The 20,637-nt window shown below is 48.2% G+C and carries 16 protein-coding genes; 3 read left to right on the forward strand and 13 right to left on the reverse strand.

Going from position 1 to position 20,637, the window contains the following annotated elements; genetic code table 11:
- Positions 1–73 precede the first annotated feature (73 nt).
- From DW677_RS12170 to DW677_RS12205, 8 genes are all read right to left on the reverse strand, one after another.
- The gene (locus DW677_RS12170; protein ID WP_117567400.1) at positions 74–1,039 is read right to left on the reverse strand and encodes a CPBP family intramembrane glutamic endopeptidase; all 966 of its coding nucleotides are present in this window, start codon (positions 1,037–1,039) and stop codon (positions 74–76) included.
- The gene (gene htpG, locus DW677_RS12175; RefSeq protein WP_117567401.1) at positions 1,029–3,035 is read right to left on the reverse strand and encodes a molecular chaperone HtpG; all 2,007 of its coding nucleotides are present in this window, start codon (positions 3,033–3,035) and stop codon (positions 1,029–1,031) included. Before htpG ends, DW677_RS12170 begins: the two co-directional genes overlap by 11 nt.
- Before the next feature lie 254 nt (positions 3,036–3,289).
- A complete protein-coding gene (locus DW677_RS12180) occupies positions 3,290–5,494 on the reverse strand; it encodes an RNA degradosome polyphosphate kinase (protein ID WP_117567403.1) in 2,205 nt (734 codons plus the stop codon).
- Between the two features lie 46 nt (positions 5,495–5,540).
- Positions 5,541–7,106, reverse strand: coding sequence for an exopolyphosphatase (locus DW677_RS12185; protein ID WP_021904852.1), 1,566 nt, complete (start codon positions 7,104–7,106; stop codon positions 5,541–5,543).
- Positions 7,107–7,226: 120 nt separating this feature from the next.
- The gene (gene pheA / locus DW677_RS12190; RefSeq protein WP_347473191.1) at positions 7,227–8,390 is read right to left on the reverse strand and encodes a prephenate dehydratase; all 1,164 of its coding nucleotides are present in this window, start codon (positions 8,388–8,390) and stop codon (positions 7,227–7,229) included.
- Positions 8,391–8,492: 102 nt separating this feature from the next.
- A complete protein-coding gene (locus DW677_RS12195; protein WP_015553585.1) occupies positions 8,493–9,236 on the reverse strand; it encodes a lysophospholipid acyltransferase family protein in 744 nt (247 codons plus the stop codon).
- Between the two features lie 197 nt (positions 9,237–9,433).
- Complete coding sequence (locus tag DW677_RS12200; RefSeq protein ID WP_117470792.1) at positions 9,434–9,979, reverse strand: hypothetical protein; 546 nt, start codon at positions 9,977–9,979, stop codon at positions 9,434–9,436.
- 113 nt (positions 9,980–10,092) lie between these two features.
- Complete coding sequence (locus tag DW677_RS12205) at positions 10,093–10,272, reverse strand: DUF4250 domain-containing protein (protein ID WP_117470809.1); 180 nt, start codon at positions 10,270–10,272, stop codon at positions 10,093–10,095.
- Between the two features lie 124 nt (positions 10,273–10,396).
- Between DW677_RS12205 and DW677_RS12210 the strand changes: the two genes are divergently transcribed.
- Positions 10,397–11,410, forward strand: a complete 1,014-nt coding sequence (locus tag DW677_RS12210; RefSeq protein ID WP_117470791.1) for an asparaginase — start codon at positions 10,397–10,399, stop codon at positions 11,408–11,410.
- 79 nt (positions 11,411–11,489) lie between these two features.
- Here DW677_RS12210 and DW677_RS12215 read toward each other — a convergent pair whose 3' ends face one another.
- From DW677_RS12215 to DW677_RS12235, 5 genes are all read right to left on the reverse strand, one after another.
- The gene (locus DW677_RS12215) at positions 11,490–12,461 is read right to left on the reverse strand and encodes an oligopeptide/dipeptide ABC transporter ATP-binding protein (protein WP_015553589.1); all 972 of its coding nucleotides are present in this window, start codon (positions 12,459–12,461) and stop codon (positions 11,490–11,492) included.
- A complete protein-coding gene (locus tag DW677_RS12220) occupies positions 12,454–13,491 on the reverse strand; it encodes an ABC transporter ATP-binding protein (RefSeq protein WP_117470790.1) in 1,038 nt (345 codons plus the stop codon). The genes DW677_RS12215 and DW677_RS12220 overlap by 8 nt, the downstream gene beginning before the upstream one ends.
- Before the next feature lie 17 nt (positions 13,492–13,508).
- Positions 13,509–14,657, reverse strand: a complete 1,149-nt coding sequence (locus DW677_RS12225) for an ABC transporter permease (RefSeq protein WP_117515454.1) — start codon at positions 14,655–14,657, stop codon at positions 13,509–13,511.
- Positions 14,657–15,607, reverse strand: coding sequence for an ABC transporter permease (locus DW677_RS12230; RefSeq protein WP_117470807.1), 951 nt, complete (start codon positions 15,605–15,607; stop codon positions 14,657–14,659). The genes DW677_RS12225 and DW677_RS12230 overlap by 1 nt, the downstream gene beginning before the upstream one ends.
- 151 nt (positions 15,608–15,758) lie before the next feature.
- The gene (locus DW677_RS12235; protein WP_117567405.1) at positions 15,759–17,555 is read right to left on the reverse strand and encodes an ABC transporter substrate-binding protein; all 1,797 of its coding nucleotides are present in this window, start codon (positions 17,553–17,555) and stop codon (positions 15,759–15,761) included.
- A gap of 887 nt (positions 17,556–18,442) precedes the next feature.
- On the opposite strand from DW677_RS12235, the gene DW677_RS12245 reads away from it, so the two are divergent.
- Both DW677_RS12245 and DW677_RS12250 read left to right on the forward strand, forming a co-directional pair.
- The gene (locus tag DW677_RS12245) at positions 18,443–19,495 is read left to right on the forward strand and encodes an amidohydrolase family protein (protein ID WP_181968349.1); all 1,053 of its coding nucleotides are present in this window, start codon (positions 18,443–18,445) and stop codon (positions 19,493–19,495) included.
- Positions 19,473–20,630: an amidohydrolase family protein gene (locus DW677_RS12250; RefSeq protein WP_015553596.1), complete on the forward strand. Its 1,158-nt coding sequence runs from the start codon at positions 19,473–19,475 to the stop codon at positions 20,628–20,630. Before DW677_RS12245 ends, DW677_RS12250 begins: the two co-directional genes overlap by 23 nt.
- Positions 20,631–20,637 lie beyond the last annotated feature (7 nt).

Consider the following 20,637-nt stretch of genomic DNA (forward strand, 5'->3'; position numbering starts at 1 on the left):
TTATGTGGTTATCCAAACAGCCGCGACACTCTCAGATGTTCTCTCCAGGCTGCTGTTTTCCCGAAACCTTTCTCTATAAAATATACGATATCATCTCAATCCCGAAAATGATCACATATAAAATAAATCCCGGATTCAGGTACACATACTTCCTGTACGGTGTCGGCCACCCGTTCTGGCGTCCCATCTGCCACCAGTAGCGGCGTCCATCCCGGAAGAAAAAATAGATTCCGGCTGCAACGAGAAGCAGGATCATAACAAAGCCTGCCGCAGAAAACGCTGCTGCCATCGCGCCCATCCCCAGCGCATTTAATCCATTTTCCACCAGCACAAGAACCATGGAAAAGGAATTCACCGCCATATGGAGCAGCACGTTATAGAAGATCCGGTTCGTCCGCACCGCCACATAACCGAGGATCAGCCCGATCACCACCGCGTACAGGCATTGGTTTAAATTTCCGTGCATGAGTCCGAACATGACCGCACAGAAGACAACCGCCGTCCGGTCCCCGAACCGTCTCGCCTTCTTTAGGAGAACTCCCCGGAAGATAAACTCCTCCATAAACGGGGCGATCAGGCAGGTGTAGATCACCATTCCCGGTGTCAGCTCATCCAGAGCGTCCATCACCGGGTTCATATCCGTAGCCGGAACTCCCGTGAACATGGAAATAAATACGTCCAGGAACACGCCGAGGAAATTAAAGATGTACCCAAGTCCCAGGCACATGAAAAGCGCCGACATCCAGACCTCCGCCGGAAGTGTATGAACCGGTCTCCGATCCGATCTCACAAAACATGTCATCGGAATTACCAGAAGGAACGGAACTCCGATAGAAAAGATATACTGCACCAGGACTCCCGTCCACGGGGAATCAAAAAGCCCGGAAAGCAGACGCGCTCCGCCGCTTCCCAGGCCATGGATCCGGTGCCATACCAGGCCATAGAAAGCGCTGCCCAGGTACTGGAACCCTGAGCAGGCGCACATGGCAAGGCATAAAATTGTAAACGTGATCAGAAAATCTCTTCGTTTATGCACCATATTCTTCCTTCATGATCTCACTGCTTCTCGCAATGAACTTTGTCATACGCTCCGGGGAAAGACTTCCGTGAGCGAGCTTTGCAAGGTCATAGAGCTGTTCGCAGAGCATCGGTGTCTTCTCGCCGTCCCTGTTGTTTAACACATACTTTACAAGGCCGTTGTTTGCGTTGAGGACAAGTGTCTCCTCCGCCGGGAACAGATCGGAACCGCCGCCGTACATGCTGTACATCTTCATCATATCCTGCATTCTGCGGCTCTCCTCGGACACAGTGATCATGGACGCGAGGCCCTCGTTTTTCAGCTTCTCGACCTTGACGTTCAGTTTGTCATTTCCGATGGCCTTCTTGAAGACCTCCGCAAGAGTCTCGGCATCCTTCTTCTCCTGCTCCTTCGCGGCCTCATCTGTCTCCTCAGAATCCTTGAAGGTCTCGTTGACATCCGCGTCGATGCGCAGGAACTTCAAGCCCTCATTCTTCTGCTCCACATGCTGCATAAACGGAGAATCGATCGGATTCGGAAGGATCACAGCGTCGATTCCAGCTTCCCTGAACATGTTGATATACTGGCTCTGCTCTTTCTCGTCAGTTACATAAAAGATCTTGTTCTCGTGTTTTTCCTTGTTCTCCTCCAGGCAGTCAGCGAGAGTCAGGTACTTGCCGTCCAGATTCTTGTAGAGGATGTAGTCTTTCATCTTCTCGTCAAACTTCTCATCCTTTAAGCAGCCGAATTTGATGAACGGGTTGATGTCGTCCCAGTATTTCTCGTAATTCTCGCGGTCTGTCTTGCACATGCCGGACAGCTTGTCCGCAACCTTCTTTGTGATATAGTCGGAGATCTTCTTAACGAACCCATCATTCTGGAGAGCACTTCTGGATACATTTAACGGAAGATCCGGGCAGTCGATCACTCCTTTTAACAACATCAGGAATTCCGGAATGACTTCCTTGATATTATCGGCAATGAATACCTGATTATTATAGAGCTTGATCTTGCCTTCGATGCTCTCGTACTCCATATTGATCTTCGGGAAGTAGAGGATACCCTTTAAGTTGAACGGGTAGTCCATGTTCAGGTGGATCCAGAATAACGGCTCCTTGAAATCCTGGAATACCTTACGGTAGAACTCCTTGTACTCTTCGTCTGTGCACTCATTCGGATGCTTGTTCCAGAGCGGGTTCGTATCGTTTACGGCAACCGGGCGTCTTGCGATCTTATATTTCTCTTTCGCCGGGGAAACCTCAACTGTCTCCTTAGTGCCGTCCTCTTTTTCCTTCTCCTCTGTCTTTGCAGGCTCTACGATCGTCTCGATAATTGTATCTTTATCGGTGAGCTCGTCCTTTTCGATCGTGTCGTACTGCGGCTCTGCAGTCTCATCGTTTAAGTAGATCTCAACCGGCATGAACGCGCAGTATTTATCGAGGATCTCTCTTGCACGGTACTCATTTGCGAACTCAGCGCTGTCCTCATTCAGGTACAGGGTGATCACGGTTCCGTGTCCTTCCTTTGTGCCCTCTTTCATGTCGAACTCGGTACCGCCCTCAGACTCCCAGTGGACCGGCTTTGCATCCGGCTTGTAGGATAAGGTATCGATCGTTACTTTGTCGGCTACCATGAACGCGGAGTAAAAACCAAGTCCGAAGTGACCGATGATCTGGTCCTCGTTTGCTTTATCTTTGTACTTGTTTAAGAAATCCTGCGCACCGGAAAAAGCGATCTGGTTGATATACTCGTCAACCTCGTCCTCTGTCATTCCGAGACCGTTATCTTCGATCCGGATCGTCTTTTCCTTCGGGTTTACAGTAACCTGAACTTTATAGGTCTCATCATCCGGTGTCTCGTACTCGCCCATCAGGGCCAGCTTCTTTAATTTTGTGATGGCATCGCAGCCGTTGCTGACTAACTCACGGTAGAAGATATCGTGATCGGAATACAGCCATTTTTTGATGATCGGGAATATATTCTCACTGTTGATTGAAAGACTTCCACTTTTTGCCATGTTAAACCACTCCTTATTTCTATTCCTGCGGCGCGGGGGAATTTCTCATAATTCCTTCGGACCGCTTATTTTCATTTATCGTTTTCCAGCTGCCTTTTTAACAGCTGTTCTGTTCAACATGACATATTTTAATACCAGGAAATCAAAATGTCAATAAAATTAGCACTCATTTTTGATGAGTGCTAATAAAATTTTTATAAACTTTTTTCTCTTTCGCCTTTGCTATGGGCGGGTCAGTCAATTTATGATCTCACTTAATTCTCGCTCTCGATCGGAATAAACACTCTTGCAGTCTCCTCCTGCTCATGTTTCTTCCGCTCGTTCTTCGCCGCAGCCACAGCCATCTCGCAGAGTGCCATCTGGGATCCCACCGGGAGTTTTCCACGGCGGTCCGGCTTCTCGTATGTTCCGTCCGGCTGTAAGACATGGGCTTTTAAGTTGTCCTCAAGCTCCAGCTCCATATACTTCCGGATCCTGTCTTTCAACTCTTCCCTCAGTACCGGGAACAGGATCTCCACGCGGCGGTCCAGGTTTCTCGGCATCCAGTCGGCGCTTCCCATGTATATCTCTTCGCTTCCGTCATTCTCGAAGATAAAGATCCGCGCGTGTTCCAGAAATTCCCCGACGATGGAGCGGACTTCAATATTCTCGGAAAGTCCCGGAATTCCTGCCTTCAGACAGCAGATTCCACGGACCACCAGATGGATCCTGACACCAGCGCAGGACGCCTCATATAAGGCCGCGATGATCTCTTTATCACAGAGAGAGTTCATCTTTGCAATAATGGAAGCCGGCTTTCCTGCCCGGGCATTCTTCGTCTCACGCTCAATGAGACGCAGGAATTTTGTTCTCAGCCACAGCGGTGCCACAGAGAGCATATTCCAGTTCAAGGGTTCCGAATAACCGGAAAGCATGTTGAAAACTGCTGTGGCATCCTCACCGATCAGCGGATGACATGTCATGATTCCGCAGTCCGTATAGAGCTTTGCGGTGGAATCGTTGTAGTTACCGGTTCCGAGGTGAACATATCTGCGGATGCCATCCTCCTCTCTCCGGACCACAAGGGTGATCTTCGAGTGGGTCTTTAAGCCCACAAGACCGTAGATCACATGGCAGCCTGCTTTCTCAAGTTTCTTCGCCCAGATGATGTTGTTCTCCTCATCAAATCTGGCTTTCAGCTCCACAAGTACCGATACCTGTTTTCCGTTCTCCGCCGCTGCAGCCAGGGCCGCGATGATCGGGGAATTTCCGCTGACACGGTAGAGGGTCTGCTTGATCGCCAGCACCTCCGGATCTCTTGCCGCGCTTCTCACAAAATCCACAACCGGATCAAAGGTCTCGTAAGGATGCATCAGGAGAACATCACCTTTCCGGATATTCGTGAAGATATCATCATCATTCATCAGTGCCGGAACCGGCTGAGGCGTATATTTCGGTGTCTTTAAATGGTCGTATCCGTCAAGGCCGTACATCTTCATAAGGACCGTCAGATCCAGAGCGCCCGGGATCTCGAAGATGTCTTCCTCATTGACCTCAAGTTCCCGTTTCAATACCTTGAGGAGTCTCTGATCCGCCTTATCCTCGATCTCCAGACGGATGACCTCGCCCCACTGCCTGCGCTTTAACTGCTTCTCGATCTCCTCGAGAAGATCCACAGCTTCCTCCTCGTCAAGGGAGAAATCGGCATTTCTCATGATTCGGAACGGGTGGGAGGTCACGATATCGTAGTTTAAGAACAGCTGCTGCATGTTCCGCTCGATGATCTCCTCCAGGAAAATCACATTCCGCGTCTCGTTGTGGTTCTCATCGGTGGTCACCGGGAGGCTTAAGATCCGCGGGAGTACCGCCGGAACCTGTACCATGGCAAATTCCAGTTCCTCATCGCCGTCTTTTTTCTTCAGCAGTGCCGCGATATTTAAGGATTTATTCCGGACAAGGGGGAACGGTCTCGAGGAGTCCACCGCCATCGGGGTGAGTACCGGATAGACCTCTTCCTTGAAATACCGGTCCACGAACACTCCCTGTTCCGGTGTCAGGTCCTCATGGCACTCGATCAGATTTAATCCGTTGTTTCTGAGTGCCGGGAGCAGGGACCGGTTGTAGGTATTATACTGCTGAACCACCAGTTCATGGGTCCGGACGCTGATCTTATCCAGCTGTTCCTGAGCCGTCATTCCGGCAATATCCGGTTTTTTATATCCGGCATGGACCATGTCCTTTAAGGAGGCCACGCGGACCATGAAAAACTCATCCAGATTTGATGCCGTGATGCTTAAGAATTTTAAACGGTCAAAGAGTGGGTTGGTCTTATCTCTGGCTTCCTCCAGTACACGGCAGTCAAACTCCAGCCAGCTCAGTTCTCGGTTTACATAATTCTTAGGATCCTGAAAATACTCAATTCCCTGTTCTTTTCCTTTTCTGGCCTTCTGTGCATTGTCTTTTTTTTCTTCTTTTTTCATCTTTCTTTTCCGCCTCCCTGAATGCGTTGGTTCCGGTCAGACCTGACTATACATACTTTTTATGGCGAAGCACCGGCCGAATTCCAAAAATTTCCTCAAAGAACGCTGCTTTCTGCTCAAAAGAAACAGCCTCCAGCGTAATATCGCCGTGATAATCTGTCGTGATGATCAGGTTCTGATCCTTCACGGTCATCCGGCAGTCCGCGAGCTTCGCACTGTGTCCGCGGTCCATGGAATTCGCCAGACGCAGCATCGCTGTGAGCTTTGCGATCAGAAGCATGACCTCGTTCTGACCGCTGAAGCTGTCCGTCACTTCATCTAATTCTGTCTCCATCCGAACCATATTGTAATCGAAATCCCGGATATTATAGCGGACCACATTTGCGATGATCTCCCGCTCCAAATGGGAGATACCGATGATCTCCGTGGACATGATGATGTTGTAAGCGCACTCATTGGAATTCCGGACACTGATAAACTTTCCGCAGGCATGGATCAGCACCGCGATCTGCAAAAGCAGGCGCTCTCTCTGCCCCATTCCGTGGTATTTCCGCATTGTATCGAAGATCTGGAGCACATATTTCTCGACAGTCTCCGTGTGCCGGCTTAAGCACTGGTAGCGTTTTGCCATGGAACGGGAAGTGCTGATAATATCGTTATCAAAATTGTGCCGGAATTTTATAAGCTTCTTGTCCGCCGCGAACTCCGCCGCGATCCCGTCACAGAGCCGTACCCCGGGGATCCAGATCATCTCTGCTCCCGTCATCTCAAGAAACTTCTTATAGATCACCGCGCATGGCATAAGTAAGGAAGCGTACTCCCGGTTCACCCCGAAATGCTCCTCCATCTGCTCTTCATTCATCGTGCTCAGGCGGGTGTAAAACTCTTCAAACTGCTCTCTCGTGATCCTCGAAAGCGGCTTTCCGTCTTCCTCGTACCGAAACAGATACAGGATGTTCTCACCGATCCCGATCAGATGCTTGATCTTCCGCTCCTTTAAATACATTTTTTTATAGTTCTGGAGTTCATTGTCCACCATCTCATCAATAAGCTCCCGGTACTGTTCCATCGTCGTATCGACCTCTTCCAGAGTACCGCGGATCCTCAGAACACCTAACGGCAGATTTTCCGTATTCACCAGAAGGTTTTTATCAAACATGGATATCTGCATGCTGCCGAATCCCACGTCCACGATCGCGGTTCCCTGCTGGATATTCTCATCAAACTCGTCATCGGACACCGCGATGGCCTTGTAGCCCAGAAATCGCTGTTCCGAGTTGCTGATAATCCGTACCTGGATCCCGGTTCGGACACGGATCTGATCCAGAACGATCCTATTGTTTCTCGCCTCGCGCATCGCACTTGTGGCGTAGGCACGGTATTCCGTGACTTTATAGGATTTCATGATCCTTGCAAAATCCGCAAGCACATCGCAAAGCTCCTCCACCATCTCATAGCTGATCTTTCCGTTATTGTAGGTATCTTTTCCCAGCGCAGTGACGTGACGGATCTGATCCAGTTTTCGGATCTTGTTGCGGTTTGAGATCTCATAGATCCCCATCTCCACCTCAAAGGATCCCACATCGATGGCTGCAAATGTAAGGGCTGCCATGTTTTTTCCTCCTTGCTCTGTGCACGACGATCGCCGGACCCGTTTTGTGTCCGCCATATCGTCTGCATCAAATATCTGTTGATACAAGAATCGGTCCGGATTTTCCCGGACCGTATCTCTCTAATAATTACCTAAAATTCTCATGACGGAAGCTTCCGCAGCAAGACCGGTCAGCGCGTTTCTCACTCCCGCATCGCTTAAATTTCCTTCGAAATCCACGAAGAACCGGTACTCGAAGCTCTTTTCCGGAATCGGTCTGGATTCGATCATCGTCATATTGACATTGTTGAAAATGAAGTTTCCAAGGATGTTGTATAGGGAACCGCTCTTATGGGCGATCTCGAAAGCCACGCTGATCTTTCCGGCGGTCTTTGCGTACACCGGCTCTTTTCCGAGGATCAGGAATCTTGTCGTATTTCCCTTGACGTTGTTGATCTCCTTTGCGAGGATCTCCATTCCATAGAGTTCTCCCGCTGTACGGCTTGCGACAGCCGCCTGGGACGGATCCTTCTCCTCCATGACCTTCTTTGCAGCTACAGCCGTGTTTAAGACAGCGATCTGCTTCCAGTCTTTATGGGCGGACAGGAAATCAGAGCTCTGGGCCAGAGCCTGGGCATGGGAGTAAACGGTCCTGATATCGGAGAGCTCCGCTCCCGGAACGCCGAGCAGCATATGGGCAACCGGGACATAGACCTCGCCGACTATGTAATTCTTATACTTTAAGAGCAGGTCGTAGTTGTTGATCACGAAACCGGCTGTGGAATTCTCGATGGGAAGTACCGCATAATCAGCGCGTCCCTCTTCCACCTCGCGCATCGTGTCCTCGAACTCCGGAACATGGTAAAGATCCGCGTCCTCGCCGAAATATAACTTCGCGGCGGCATGGCTGTAAGCGCCCTCGACGCCCTGGAAGACGATCTTTTTATTCTTCTTCCCGATGGTCTCCACTTCCGTAAATCCGGTGTCCATTCCCATACCGTGAGCGGATAACAGGCTGTACTGGTATCTGCGGCTGACGGACATTAACTGGGAAAAGATCTCCTTTACCGCCTCTTTATTGAACTCACTGTGGGCCAGCTCCTGGACCGCTGCGATCTTCTGTGCCTCTCTCGCCACATCGTAAACGGCTTTTCCTGTTCCGATCTTATATTCCGCCACATCTCCGCATACGGACATGCGCTCCTCAAACAGACGGACGATCTCTTTATCGATCACGTCCAGCTTGTCCCTGCATTCTTTTAAGTCAAGATTTTTCATATATTTTATGCCTCTGCTTTCTGTCATTTCTCCCCAGGTATTTCCCAAAATTTCTTTTGCTTTTTCAGCAGATCTCTCCGAAACCTTGTCCTGTCATATCATTTCAAGCCATTTTATCCGCCTGAAACCTTATTGTTTTTCTTCCTGCATTTCTTTCAGCATTCTGATCAATACATTTCTAGTGTAAGCACCCGGATGTTTCCGATCTTCGGCTTCCAATTCTTTTACATAGAACGGTTTTCCGTAGTAGATCGTAATATGGGACGGGGTGATAAACGGGAAGTGTTTTTCCAGCACCTCCGCCGTTCCTGTCATCGCCACCGGGACCACCGGACAGCCGGATTTCTCCGCAATCTTTAAGCTCCCCTCTTTAAACGGAAGGAGCTCCGTGATATCTTCGTTCGGATTTCTCGTTCCCTCCGGGAAAATCCAGATGGAAACGCCGTTTTTTACCTTCTCGATTCCCTGAAGGATCATCTTTAAGCCTTCTTTGATGTTCTTTCTGTCTAAGAACAGGCAGTTCACGTTCACCATCCAGGTGCGTAAGAGTGGGATCTTTTCCATCTCCTTTTTTGCGACGAAACCGAGCAGTGTCGGAACTGTCGTGTAGCCCGCAAGAATATCAAAATAGCTTCTGTGGTTTCCAACATAGAGGACCGCTGTGTCTTCCGGTATATTTTCCGCGCCCTTCACCGTCACGGTCACCCCCGCCAGCTTTAAGAGTACCTTGAACACGGACCGGACGACCTTGATCGTCTCCAGATCCCGCGCGTGGGGATCTTTCTTTCCAAGCGATACCTGTGCCACAAGGAACGGATAGCTGAAGATCAAAAATCCCACCAGTGTGAACAGGACAAGTAATAATCTTATCATAAGTAACAAACCTCCCATATTTTCTTTAACAGTAACGGTGCTCTCTTACGGTCAGCACAGCAGGTGTGCCCACCTATTGAACAATTGCCTTTCATACACTTTAAAGAGTTACAGCAATGAGGTTCATAAGTTATATTATATTAAATAAACCTCTTATTTGCAACTCAAATGCACCTCGAATCCATCTAAAATCCAGCTCAAATCTGTCTATATATTGGCTTTTCCGTTTCCGGATCTCTGGAAAGGATTTCCTCTTTTCCTCCTGTCAGATATTCAAAGAGAAGTCCTGTCATGAACCAGAACGGAGCAAAATCCAGCCGGATCACGCCGTCAACGCTCAGCATTCGCCCGGTGTAATCCCACGGACATATCCCAAGGCTTTTCAAGAATGTCCCCGTGAGGTATTCTGCGAAAAAGATCAGGACCATGTCCAGGATCCCATGTCGGAAGATCCTGTCCTTTACCGCGATCTGTCCCCGGTCTCCGATCCAACTGTCCACCCATTTCCCGATGGGCCCCAAAAGGATTCCCATTCCATATATCGGGAACATGTATATTGATGTCTTTCCCATGAATTTCATATCTCCAGCCGCAAAGCCTTCCACGGAAGTCAAAAGGATCTCAAGTCCCCATCCCGTCAGACCGCAGAGCATAAAATTCCTGACCCATTGTCTCCATCCGCCGCCGGAGCTTTTTTTTACTGCAATTTTCTGATTTCTGTTTTTCTGCTTCCATCTGTTCATGAAACCAGTATCTGTGATTCTCCGATCCGCTATGCAGCCTTTTCCACGGTGCTTTTTTCCACTTTGATTTTTCTGCGGCTCATGCCCTGGAAAGCCAGGATCGGCCGCTTACTCTATACATACTGATTTTTTTCCGGATCGTACTCATAATCGATCGACGCGAGTTTCTCATCCACGTCTTTCCTGTCTAGACAAAGCGACCTGCACAACTCGTCCATATCCGGGTAATTGTCCCGCAGTTGTGTGTTGATATAGCTTAACAGCATGACCGGATCTTTCGGTATCTTCGTCATCTCTCTCCTTTCCCGGATGATTCTTTCTCTCCAAACCATCCGCCGCCTTTACTTTCTGAATCCTCCTGTGTTATACTATAAACCATATGTGAGATGATTGCAAACGAAAGGGGATTTAAAAACCATGAAACACCTTCTGCTGCTTGGAACGGGAGGAACGATCGCCTGCAAGAGAGGTGAAAACGGTCTGACACCGCTCCTCACCGGCGATGAACTGTTATCTTATGTACCGGATGCGAAAAAATTCTGCGAGGTGGAGACGGTGCAGGTCTTAAACATCGACAGCACGAATATGCACCCGAAGCACTGGCTGAAGCTCGCCCAGGTCCTGGAGGAGAATTATGACGATTATGACGGCTTCGTGATCTGCCACGGCACCGATACGATGGCCTACACCGCTGCTGCCATGTCCTATCTCGTCCAGCACTCCAGCAAGCCCATCGTCATCACCGGTGCCCAGAAGCCCATCGACCTTGACGTGACGGACGCGAGAACAAACCTTCTGGACAGCCTGCGTTTTGCCGCCTCCGAACGTGCCCACGGCGTGACCATCGTATTTGACGGAAAAGTCATCGCGGGAACACGTGGAAAAAAGGAGCGCAGCAAGAGCTACAACGCCTTCTCCAGCATCAACTTCCCGTACCTCGCCGTGATCCAGGACGAGCATATTTTATACTACATCGACGACAAGTGGCAGGACCGCGAGAGTGTCCGCTTCTACCACGAGATGGACAGCCAGGTCAGCCTCTTAAAGCTGATCCCGTCCATGGACTCCAGCCTCCTCGACTATATGGCAGAGCATTACGACGCAGTCGTCATCGAATCCTTCGGTGTCGGCGGTCTTCCGTCCTATGAATCCGGCGATTTCTATAGCTCCATCGAAAAATGGATCTCTATGGGAAAAGTTGTTGTCATGACCACCCAGGTCACTCAGGAAGGCAGCAACATGTCCGTCTACGAGGTCGGCCAGAAAATCAAAAACGCCTTCGGTCTCATCGAATCCTACGATATGACCCTGGAGGCCACCGTCACCAAACTCATGTGGATCCTCGGGCAGACGAGGGATCATGATAAGGTGCGGGAGATGTTCTATGAGACCATCAATCATGATATTTTGTGGAACACGGGAAGACGGTAATACGATTGAAACATTTTAAAAGACTGCATACCAACAAACGGATATGCAGTCTTTTTGGCTTCTTAAATAACGTCCGGAATTATGCTTTCCACTCTTTTTTATACTCTTCAAACTCTTCGTCCGAACAATAGATCGTATGTCCCGGACTTACTTCGTGATAGGACGGCTGTTTTCCTTCACCGTAATGATGAATCTCCGGATCGTAATGGATTTTTACGCGTTTTTTCTCATTGAGCGGATCCGGCTCCGGAATGGCAGAAAGCAGTGCCTTGGTGTACGGATGAAGCGGATTCTTAAATAGCTCATTGGAATCCGCCATCTCAACCAGCTTTCCGAAATACATCACACCGATTCGGTCGGAAAAATATTTGACGACGGAAAGATTATGCGCAATAAACAGGATTGTCAGTCCCATTTCCTGTTTCAGCTTATTTAGCAGATTGATCACCTGTGCCTGCACAGAGACATCGAGAGCTGAAACCGGCTCATCTGCGATCACCAGCTGCGGTTCCACGATCAGCGCCCTTGCAATTCCGATGCGCTGGCGCTGTCCTCCTGAAAATTCATGGGGGTATCGGGATGCATGTTCTGCCTGAAGCCCCACATGTTCCAGCATCGCGATCACCCTTTTCTGCAGTTCTTCCGGGTCTTTCACCCCTCGAATTTTCAATCCTTCCGCTATAATCTCCTGTACTGTCATTCTCGGATTTAAAGATGCGATCGGATCTTGGAAAATCATGGCAATATGATCGGTAATATATTTATGAAGCTCCCTGTCCATTTTTCCGGAGATTTCTATGCCGTTAAATTTCACAGTTCCCCAGGTGGGATCATACAGCCGAATAATCGTGCGGCCTGTCGTTGTTTTTCCGCAGCCGGACTCACCAACCAGTCCGAACGTCTCCCCGCGTTTCACATAAAAGGATACATCATCCACCGCTTTCACTGTAGACTTTTTTCCTCTGTTTTTTGTTGTAAAATACATGCTGAGGTGTTCCACATCCAGAATATGATCCTCAACACCTGTCGAATTCATCTTTTTATTATCCATGTTCCGCCTCCTCCTTCATCCTGGCGATGCGGTGCTGCAAAATCTCCGGCATCTCTACATTTGGCGCATCCGGATGTAAAAGCCATGTAGCAGCATAGTGGGTGTCGGAAATTTTAAAATACGGCGGTTCTTTTTCAAAATCAATCTTCATCGCGTATTTATTTCTCGCTGCAAATGCATCCCCTTTCGGCGGATGAAGCATATTAGGCGGAGCACCCGGAATTGCATATAGGGTCTCTTCCGTGTGCAGATCCGGCATTGCAGACAACAGTGCCCAGGTATACGGATGCGCCGGATGGTAGAAAATATCTTCACAGGTTCCCACTTCCACGATCCGTCCGGCATACATAACGCATACACGATCTGCAATATTGGCAACCACGCCGAGGTCATGAGTGATGAAAATTACCGACAGATCGTGCTCTCTTTTCATATCATTGATCAGCTCCAGGATTCTCGCCTGAATCGTCACATCGAGAGCTGTCGTCGGCTCATCGCAGATCAGGATCTCCGGATTGCATGCAAGGGCAATTGCAATGACAATGCGCTGCCTCATACCGCCAGAGAACTGGAACGGATATGCCTCATACCGCTCTGCCGCGTTCGGAATTCCAACGGCTTCCATCAATTCGATGGCCCTCTGCTTCGCCTTTGACTTTTCAATGGATCCGCTTAAGATCAGCGCCTCTGAGATCTGTTTTCCTATTTTCATGATCGGATTCAGTGCTGACAGAGGATCCTGGAACACCAGTGAGATCCGTTTTCCTCTGATCTTATAAAAGTCTTTTTCCTTATATTTCGCCATATCTTCGCCCTGATACAGAATCGAGCCGCTGTCGATATGGCCGTTCTTTGCAAGAATTCCAAGAATTGCTTTGATCGTAACCGATTTTCCGGAACCGGATTCTCCTACAATCGCCAGTGTCTCACCTTTCATCAAGTCAAAGTTGACATCACGAACCGCATGAACCGTACCTGCGAACGCCTGAAAGGAAACAGAAAGATCTTTTACACTTAAAATAGGTTCCATACCATTCGCTCCTTTCCTTATGCACCGCGCTGGGTTGGATCAAATGCGTCACGCAGACCATTTGACAGCATGTTGAATGCGATCATCAGCAGAGAAATCACAACTGCCGGGAAAAACACCTGGTTCGGATACTGCTGCATGATCTTCTGTCCCTGGGATAAAAGGACACCGATCGAGCTTTCCGGTGCACGGATGCCAAGTCCGATATATGCCAGGAAAGACTCGGTAAAAATAGCTCCCGGAATTGCAATCATGGCACGTGTAATGATTGGCCCAATGGAATTCGGCAGAATATGCCGGAAGATCAGTGCCATATCTTTCACGCCGAGTGTTCTGGCCGCAAGCACATATTCGCTGCCTTTATAACGGTAAAACTGGGAGCGAATCATTCGGGCTGTGCCAATCCAGTTCTGTACGACAAGGCAAAGAATAATTGACAGCATGCCGGTTCCGAAAAAGAGGATAAATAATGTTACCACTACAATCTCCGGGAATGCACCGATAATCTCGGTAATGCGCATCATAACCATATCGATCTTTCCGCCGTAATATCCCGCAATGGAGCCATAGACAATACCGATAAAAACATTGCAGATTACCGAGATGAACGCAATTACCAGGGAAACACGGGCACCTCGCCACATTCGTACCCACAGATCACGGCCGAGATAATCCGTCCCCATCCAGAAATATGTTCCGTCCTCAAGACCGCAGTACTTGTAGTAATCCACTTTGATATCACACATATCCACGCCCTGGACCTTCCGGTAGTTGATGACTTTCAGAATGCTGCCTTCCGGATAACGTGTTGTATCTTCCAGGCTGTCCACACGTCGATTCGTCAGCCATCGGGTTCCATCCAGAATTCCAACATTCTCGAGAACCGGCATTTTGGGCGGAAGATTGATTCGGTTCAGATCCTGGTCATTGTAGTGCCAGTGGCTCATCATTGGCATAAAGATTGCCATGAACAGAATGATCACGATTCCTACAAACGCTACAATGGAGACCTTGCTCCGGCAGAAACGCAGCATTGCATCCTTAAAAAAGCCAATCGGCTTATCCTGGAATGTCGCATCCGCAATGTCATCCTTCATCTGGACAAATTCAAATTGTTCTTTGTCAGCCTGATATTCCGGTACAGCGGAAGAGTAAAATTTTGCCATTATTTCTTCCCTCCCATCCTTACACGCGGATCAACAATCCCGTAAGAAAGATCCACGATGAGTACAGTCACAAGAGATACCACAGAATAAAAGATCAGGGCCGCCAGCGTTACCGTATAGTCCGGCGCATTGATGGACTTTACCATAATACCGCCCATACCGGGAATCGAGAAAATGGTCTCGATTACAAGACTTCCGCCCATAATGCTTGTGAACATCGGCACAATGATATTCATAAGAGGAAGCATGGAGTTTCGGATTCCATGGTTGATCGTTGCCTGACGTTCCGTGAGTCCCTTCGTCTTTGCCAAAAGCATAAAATCTGAGTTGATGGTCTCTGCCAGTTCCGCTCTCAGATATCTTGTCACACGGGCGATCGGTCCGAGAGACAGGGCCATGATCGGAAGAAACAGGCAATAAAATTTATCCCAACCGGATGCCGTAGCATCGTAAATGATCGGAAATAATCCCGCTTTAAATGCCACAAAATACTGAAGCAGGGTGGCGAAGATAAAGGATGGAACTGAGATAAATATGACGACCAGAAACGATATCAGATAGTCTGTCATCGTATTTTTCCGGATTGCCGCCACAATTCCGAGGATAATCCCCAATGGAAGCGATATGATCAGTGAAAAAAAGTTAATATAGAGTGTGACCGGAATCTTTGTCTTGATCACATCCCACACCGGAACATTGACATACATCTTCAGAGATGTTCCCCAGTCGCCTTCCAGAACAAGTCCCTTTAAGAACATTGCATACTGGATCGGGATCGGCTTATCAAGATTATATTTTGCTTCCAGAGCTGTCCTCTGCTCATATGTCATATCTACGGCATCATCGAAGATTCCGCCCGGCATCAGGCGGATCACCATGAAGCCGATGGTAATGATAATAAACAGAGTTACTAACATTGCCAGAATTCGCTGCATAATGTATTTTGCCATATCATTCCCTCCGAGTTTCCTTTTGCGATTCCTGTAAAGCCCATCGGTTCCTTTTCGCCGCCCGATCACTTCCGTCAGCATAAAATCCGCCTGCCGGCTCGCAGTATCCGGCAGGCAGATGTTTGCAGGTTCATTCAGTTCCCGTCATCGGTTATACTTCTTTATCACTGATCGTGAAACCAAATCCGTAACCCGGAATGTATACATCCGATGGGAGAATGACTTTCGGATTGATCAGATAGTAGCTCGGTGCCTCGTATACCGGGCAGGCTGCTACTTCATCAAGCACGATCTTTTCGATTTCCCTTGTCAGTTCCAGACGGTATGCCGAATCCATTTTTGCTTCCAGATCATAATTGGCTTTTTCCCAAAGTGCATCCACTTCATCATTGTAATATGGTTCGTTCTTGTTCGAATACATGCCGGTGTAAACTTTAAGTCCGTTCCACGGTGCCGGTGTACTGGTATTCCATCCTCTCCACTGAAGTTCAAAGCTGTTCGGATCTCCATCTTTCCATCCCTTGATGTAGGAGTTTAAGACACCGCTCGGAGCTGCCATCAGCTCCAGAGTAAAGCTGTCGCCAAAGATCTCCGGGAAAGATTTATGTAAGAACTCAGATGCCGCCTTATTGTTGGCACTCGTCTCATTGTACTGCAGGGTCAGGGTCAGACTGGTAAGTCCACATTCTTCCATCGCCTTGTCGTAATACTCCTTGGCAAGTTTCGGATCATACCCGAGATTTTCGGTCAGATATTCCTGTGATTCAGGCATTTCCCGGAATGTCTTGCCGTCAAGACCAAGGCACTTGCTCGCAACGAGATAATTAGCCGGAATTCCATTTGTCATTTTTGCAATGCTCTGACGGTCCACTGCATAGAACAACGCTTTTCTGAAGTTCAGATTTCCAAGGATTCCATTGTTATTAGTATTTCCGTGGTTAATCGTAATGGTCTGGATGGAGGTTGCCGGTGCTACCTTGATGCTCGGATCATCCACATACTGTTCAATCGCCTCCGGGCTTAATGCGACTTCGTCCAGTTCTCCGTTTAAGTAAAGCTCAAGCGCTGTATTTCTGTCTGCTACAACTTTATAAACATATTCATCCAATTTGATATGGTCTGCAAGAACATAATCCGGATTTTTCTTCATTTTGAAAACGGAACCCGGTACCCATTCTGTCAAAATATAAGCTCCGCAGCTCTTATAAGTGTCTCCCGTGGAACCATATGAAGTCTTCGTCCGGTCTTCATTCATACCGGCCTCATACGTCGGTTTATGTACCAGGTTGGTCCATACATAGTTGAAATGACTCTTGATATCGGCTGCTGTAACTGGAGCATCTAACTCGAGGCCAAGCATATAATCGCCATTTCTCTTGATTCCCACTTCGTCCCAGGAGACTTTGTTTTCTGTCCCCTGAAGATAATAATCTGTAGCCTTTGTGATCGTAATATAATCACTTGCAAGCTGGGATGCACGGTTATTTACCATAAGGGGATCCAGACACATCTGGAAGGAATAGATCACATCATCCACATTGATTGAATCTCCATTCTCCCATTTCGCATTTTCACGGATCTTAATCTGCCAGATTTTTCCATCCGCATCTACCTGCTCTGGTTCACTTTCTGCCAACTCCGGAATATACTCAAATGATTTTCCGTCCGCGGTCGGATACTGACGATACAGCAGAAGTGTTGTTGGGTTGATCACATCCGAACTTGCACTTAACGTGTAGATATGGCTGTTTAATGTATCAATATCCGTCGTCATATAGTCGTTAAATACTTTCGGTCCTGTCTGTGCAGCTGCCGTTGTCTCTGCCGCCGTTGTCTCAGTAACCGTTGTATCGGAGTCTCCCGGGTTCTTCGGTTCGCTGCTGCACCCTGCAAGGGTTCCGATCACCATCGTGCATGCTAACAATGCTGCAATTGTCCTTCTCTTCATATCGTTTCCTCCTTTTTTATTTCAGGACCTCCAAACAGGCCTTCCATCTCGCCCATTTTCATTCCATTGGAATTTCTCCCAGCTGTTGACATTTATATGAATCTCATTATAATAAATTCCATATGCACGACATCAATTCAGCGAAAGGATGGTCCCTTATGTCATCATCGTTCCGGAAAAGTTTTCTGGCTCATCTTCTAATTGGAGGAGTCATTGGAATTCTCTATTTTATTTTCAGTCACAGTTCTTTTTTTATGAACCGACTCATCAACTCCTTGTTTCTTGCCAGTTTCTTTCCCCTTATCTTTGGAGGTCTCCGATTTGTTAAAAATCTCGGAACCTTTGACCTGTTTATTTACAGCCATCGAAAACTCTGGAAGTACGGGAAACACCATGAAAAATTTGAAGAAGAAAATGAGAAGATTGCCCCGGCTTCCACACCTGAACTCGGATCCTACTACGAATACCGCAATTCCAGGAACGTATTTCCATCCTGTGCGGGACCGGTTCTGGCCGGCAGCTTATATCTCATTCTGTCGCTGTTTTTGACACTCTGTACCTTGTAGAAAGCTTTGCATATTTTTGTGTTTTCACGAATTATCAAACAATTTACATGGATTATCATTGTTTTAAATTTATTTCTGCATTCATTATAACTTTTCAGAATATGGCTGGCAAGGTAATTTCCGCATTTCCGAAGCCTCATTTCTATTTTCCGGCACAAAAAAATCGATTAGGTTGATTCACCCGTTTTTTTTTCTGTAAATCAACCTAATCGAAATCTGCGTTCTTTGCCAGCCCGATGTTCGCTGTGCAGCTCTTTTTTAATCGAAAACGGAAAAATATCCCGCGTAGGAAACGTAGATCCTGTTCCCGCGGACTGCGAAGTGATCGATGCTGCCGGAAGAGTGGTGACTCCAGGCCTCGTGGACGCCCACTGCCATATCGGACTCTGGGGAACCGCCAGTTCCTCGGAAATGGACGGAAACGAAAATACCAGTCCAGCTCTTCCCGGACTCCGCGGAATTGACGCTCTGAAATGGAATGACGCCACCTTCGACGTTGCAGTTCGTCACGGCGTTACTACGGTCGTTACCGGCCCCGGAAGTTCCAATATTATAGGAGGAACGTTCACAGCCGTAAAAACCGCCGGAAAAAATCCCGACTCCCGCGTCATCTGTCAGGAAATCTGCATGAAGATGGCCCTCGTTGAAAACCCAAAAGTCAATTACGGCAGAAGGAACATGGCACCAAAAACGAGAATGATGAGTGCTGCCATTATGAGGGAACAACTCTTTCGAGCGAAGGAATACTATAGAAACTATCAGGAACACGGAGAGGACCCTGATTTTCCATTCGATTTTCATATGCATTCTTTAATGCGGGTCTTCGACGGTATGCGTGTCAAGATCCATGCACACCAGGCGGATGATATCCAAACTGCGATCCGGATCGCCAATGAATTCCATCTTCGTTTTTCCATTGAACACTGCACCGACGGCTATCTGATCGTCGATGAACTTGTGAGAAATCATGTTCAATGCCTTCTCGGTCCTACCGTAGGAGGAAAAGGAAAAATCGAAGCCAGAAATAAAACTTTTGAAGCAGGGCAGATTCTGGAGAACGCCGGAATCACGTTCGGCTTGATCACTGATGCGCCTTTCGTTCCGATTGAAGGTCAGCTTCTGCAGGCTGCTCTCTATGTCAAAAACGGACTTTCCCGGGAAATGGCTTTAAAATGTCTCACCATCAATAACGCCATCATTACCGACATTGACTCCCGTGTCGGCAGTCTGGAACCTGGAAAAGATGCGGATGTCGTGATCTGGGACGTAGAACCATTGGCAACTCTGAGTCAGGCCGGTATCGTTATCATCGACGGTCAGATTGCATACAGGAGAAAGGCAGGTGAAAGCAATGTTGATTATCAGAAACTGTAATCTGATCAATATGGCCGGAATCTACGAAGAAAAAAAAGATCTGGTTGTGGAGAATGGAAAGATTCTCGATATCTGTGATAACGCCGTGAGCAAATATAATGTAGGACATGTCAGTATCGATGCCTGCGGACACTATGTGACTCCGGGGTTTGTAGAACCTCACTGTCAGTTAGGAGTGCGCGAACAGGTCTTTCGTTTTGAGGGAGATGATTCCGATGAGTCCACGGATCCAATTCTTCCGCAGCTCCGTGCGTTAGACGCCATCAATCCTGCCGATGAGGGCTTTCAAATGGCACTTGCCGGCGGAGTCACCACGGCAGTCACCTGCCCCGGAGATGCAAATCTCATCGGCGGAACATGTGCCGCTATCAAGACCTCCGGTAAAACAGTCTCCGAAATGACGATGGTGCCTGAGCTTGCTTTTCACATGTGCCTAACGGATGATGTCAGAACGACCTATTCCAGCAAACGTGCCCCAAAAACAAGGCTTGCCAGTGCCGCTCTGATCCGTGAAGCATTGATGAAAGCAAAAAATTACCACACGCTCTGGAAACTGTCCGAAGCGGATCCATCCAGGAAACCGCCGAAATTCGACATGAAGCTTCATTCCCTCATGCGCGTGTTTGATGGGATGCCTGTCAAGATCACCGCAAAGAGAAGCCATGATATGACCACCGCCATTCGCATTGCCGAGGAATTCGAACTCAATTATATCTTGGAAGACTGTACCGAAAGCTGGCTGATTCCGGATATTCTAAAAAAACATCAGGTGAACTGCGTGGTCGGCCCATCTTATGGACAAAAAAGTAATGAAAGCCGCTACCGTGACCCTATCGTTGGTTCTGTACTTGAGGAACACGGCATTACCTTTGCCTCATCCACCGCTCATCCGCGAATGAATATTGAGCTGGCTGCGATTCATCTGACACTCATGTACAAAAAAGGGCTTACTGCTATGGCAGCTCTGGAATCTGCCACCATCAACGCAGCCCGTTTCTGTGGACTTGACCAGAGAGTCGGCAGTCTGGAACCTGGAAAAGATGCCGATATCGTCATCTGGGACGGCTATCCGCTAGACTACTATTCCTCCGCCTCTACGGTTCTGATCGAAGGAAAAGTCGTATACCAAAAATAGCTCTTAC

The sequence above is a fragment of the Clostridium sp. AM25-23AC genome (assembly GCF_003435125.1).
In the GTDB taxonomy this organism is placed as follows: Bacteria; Bacillota; Clostridia; order Lachnospirales; family Lachnospiraceae; genus Pilosibacter; species Pilosibacter fragilis.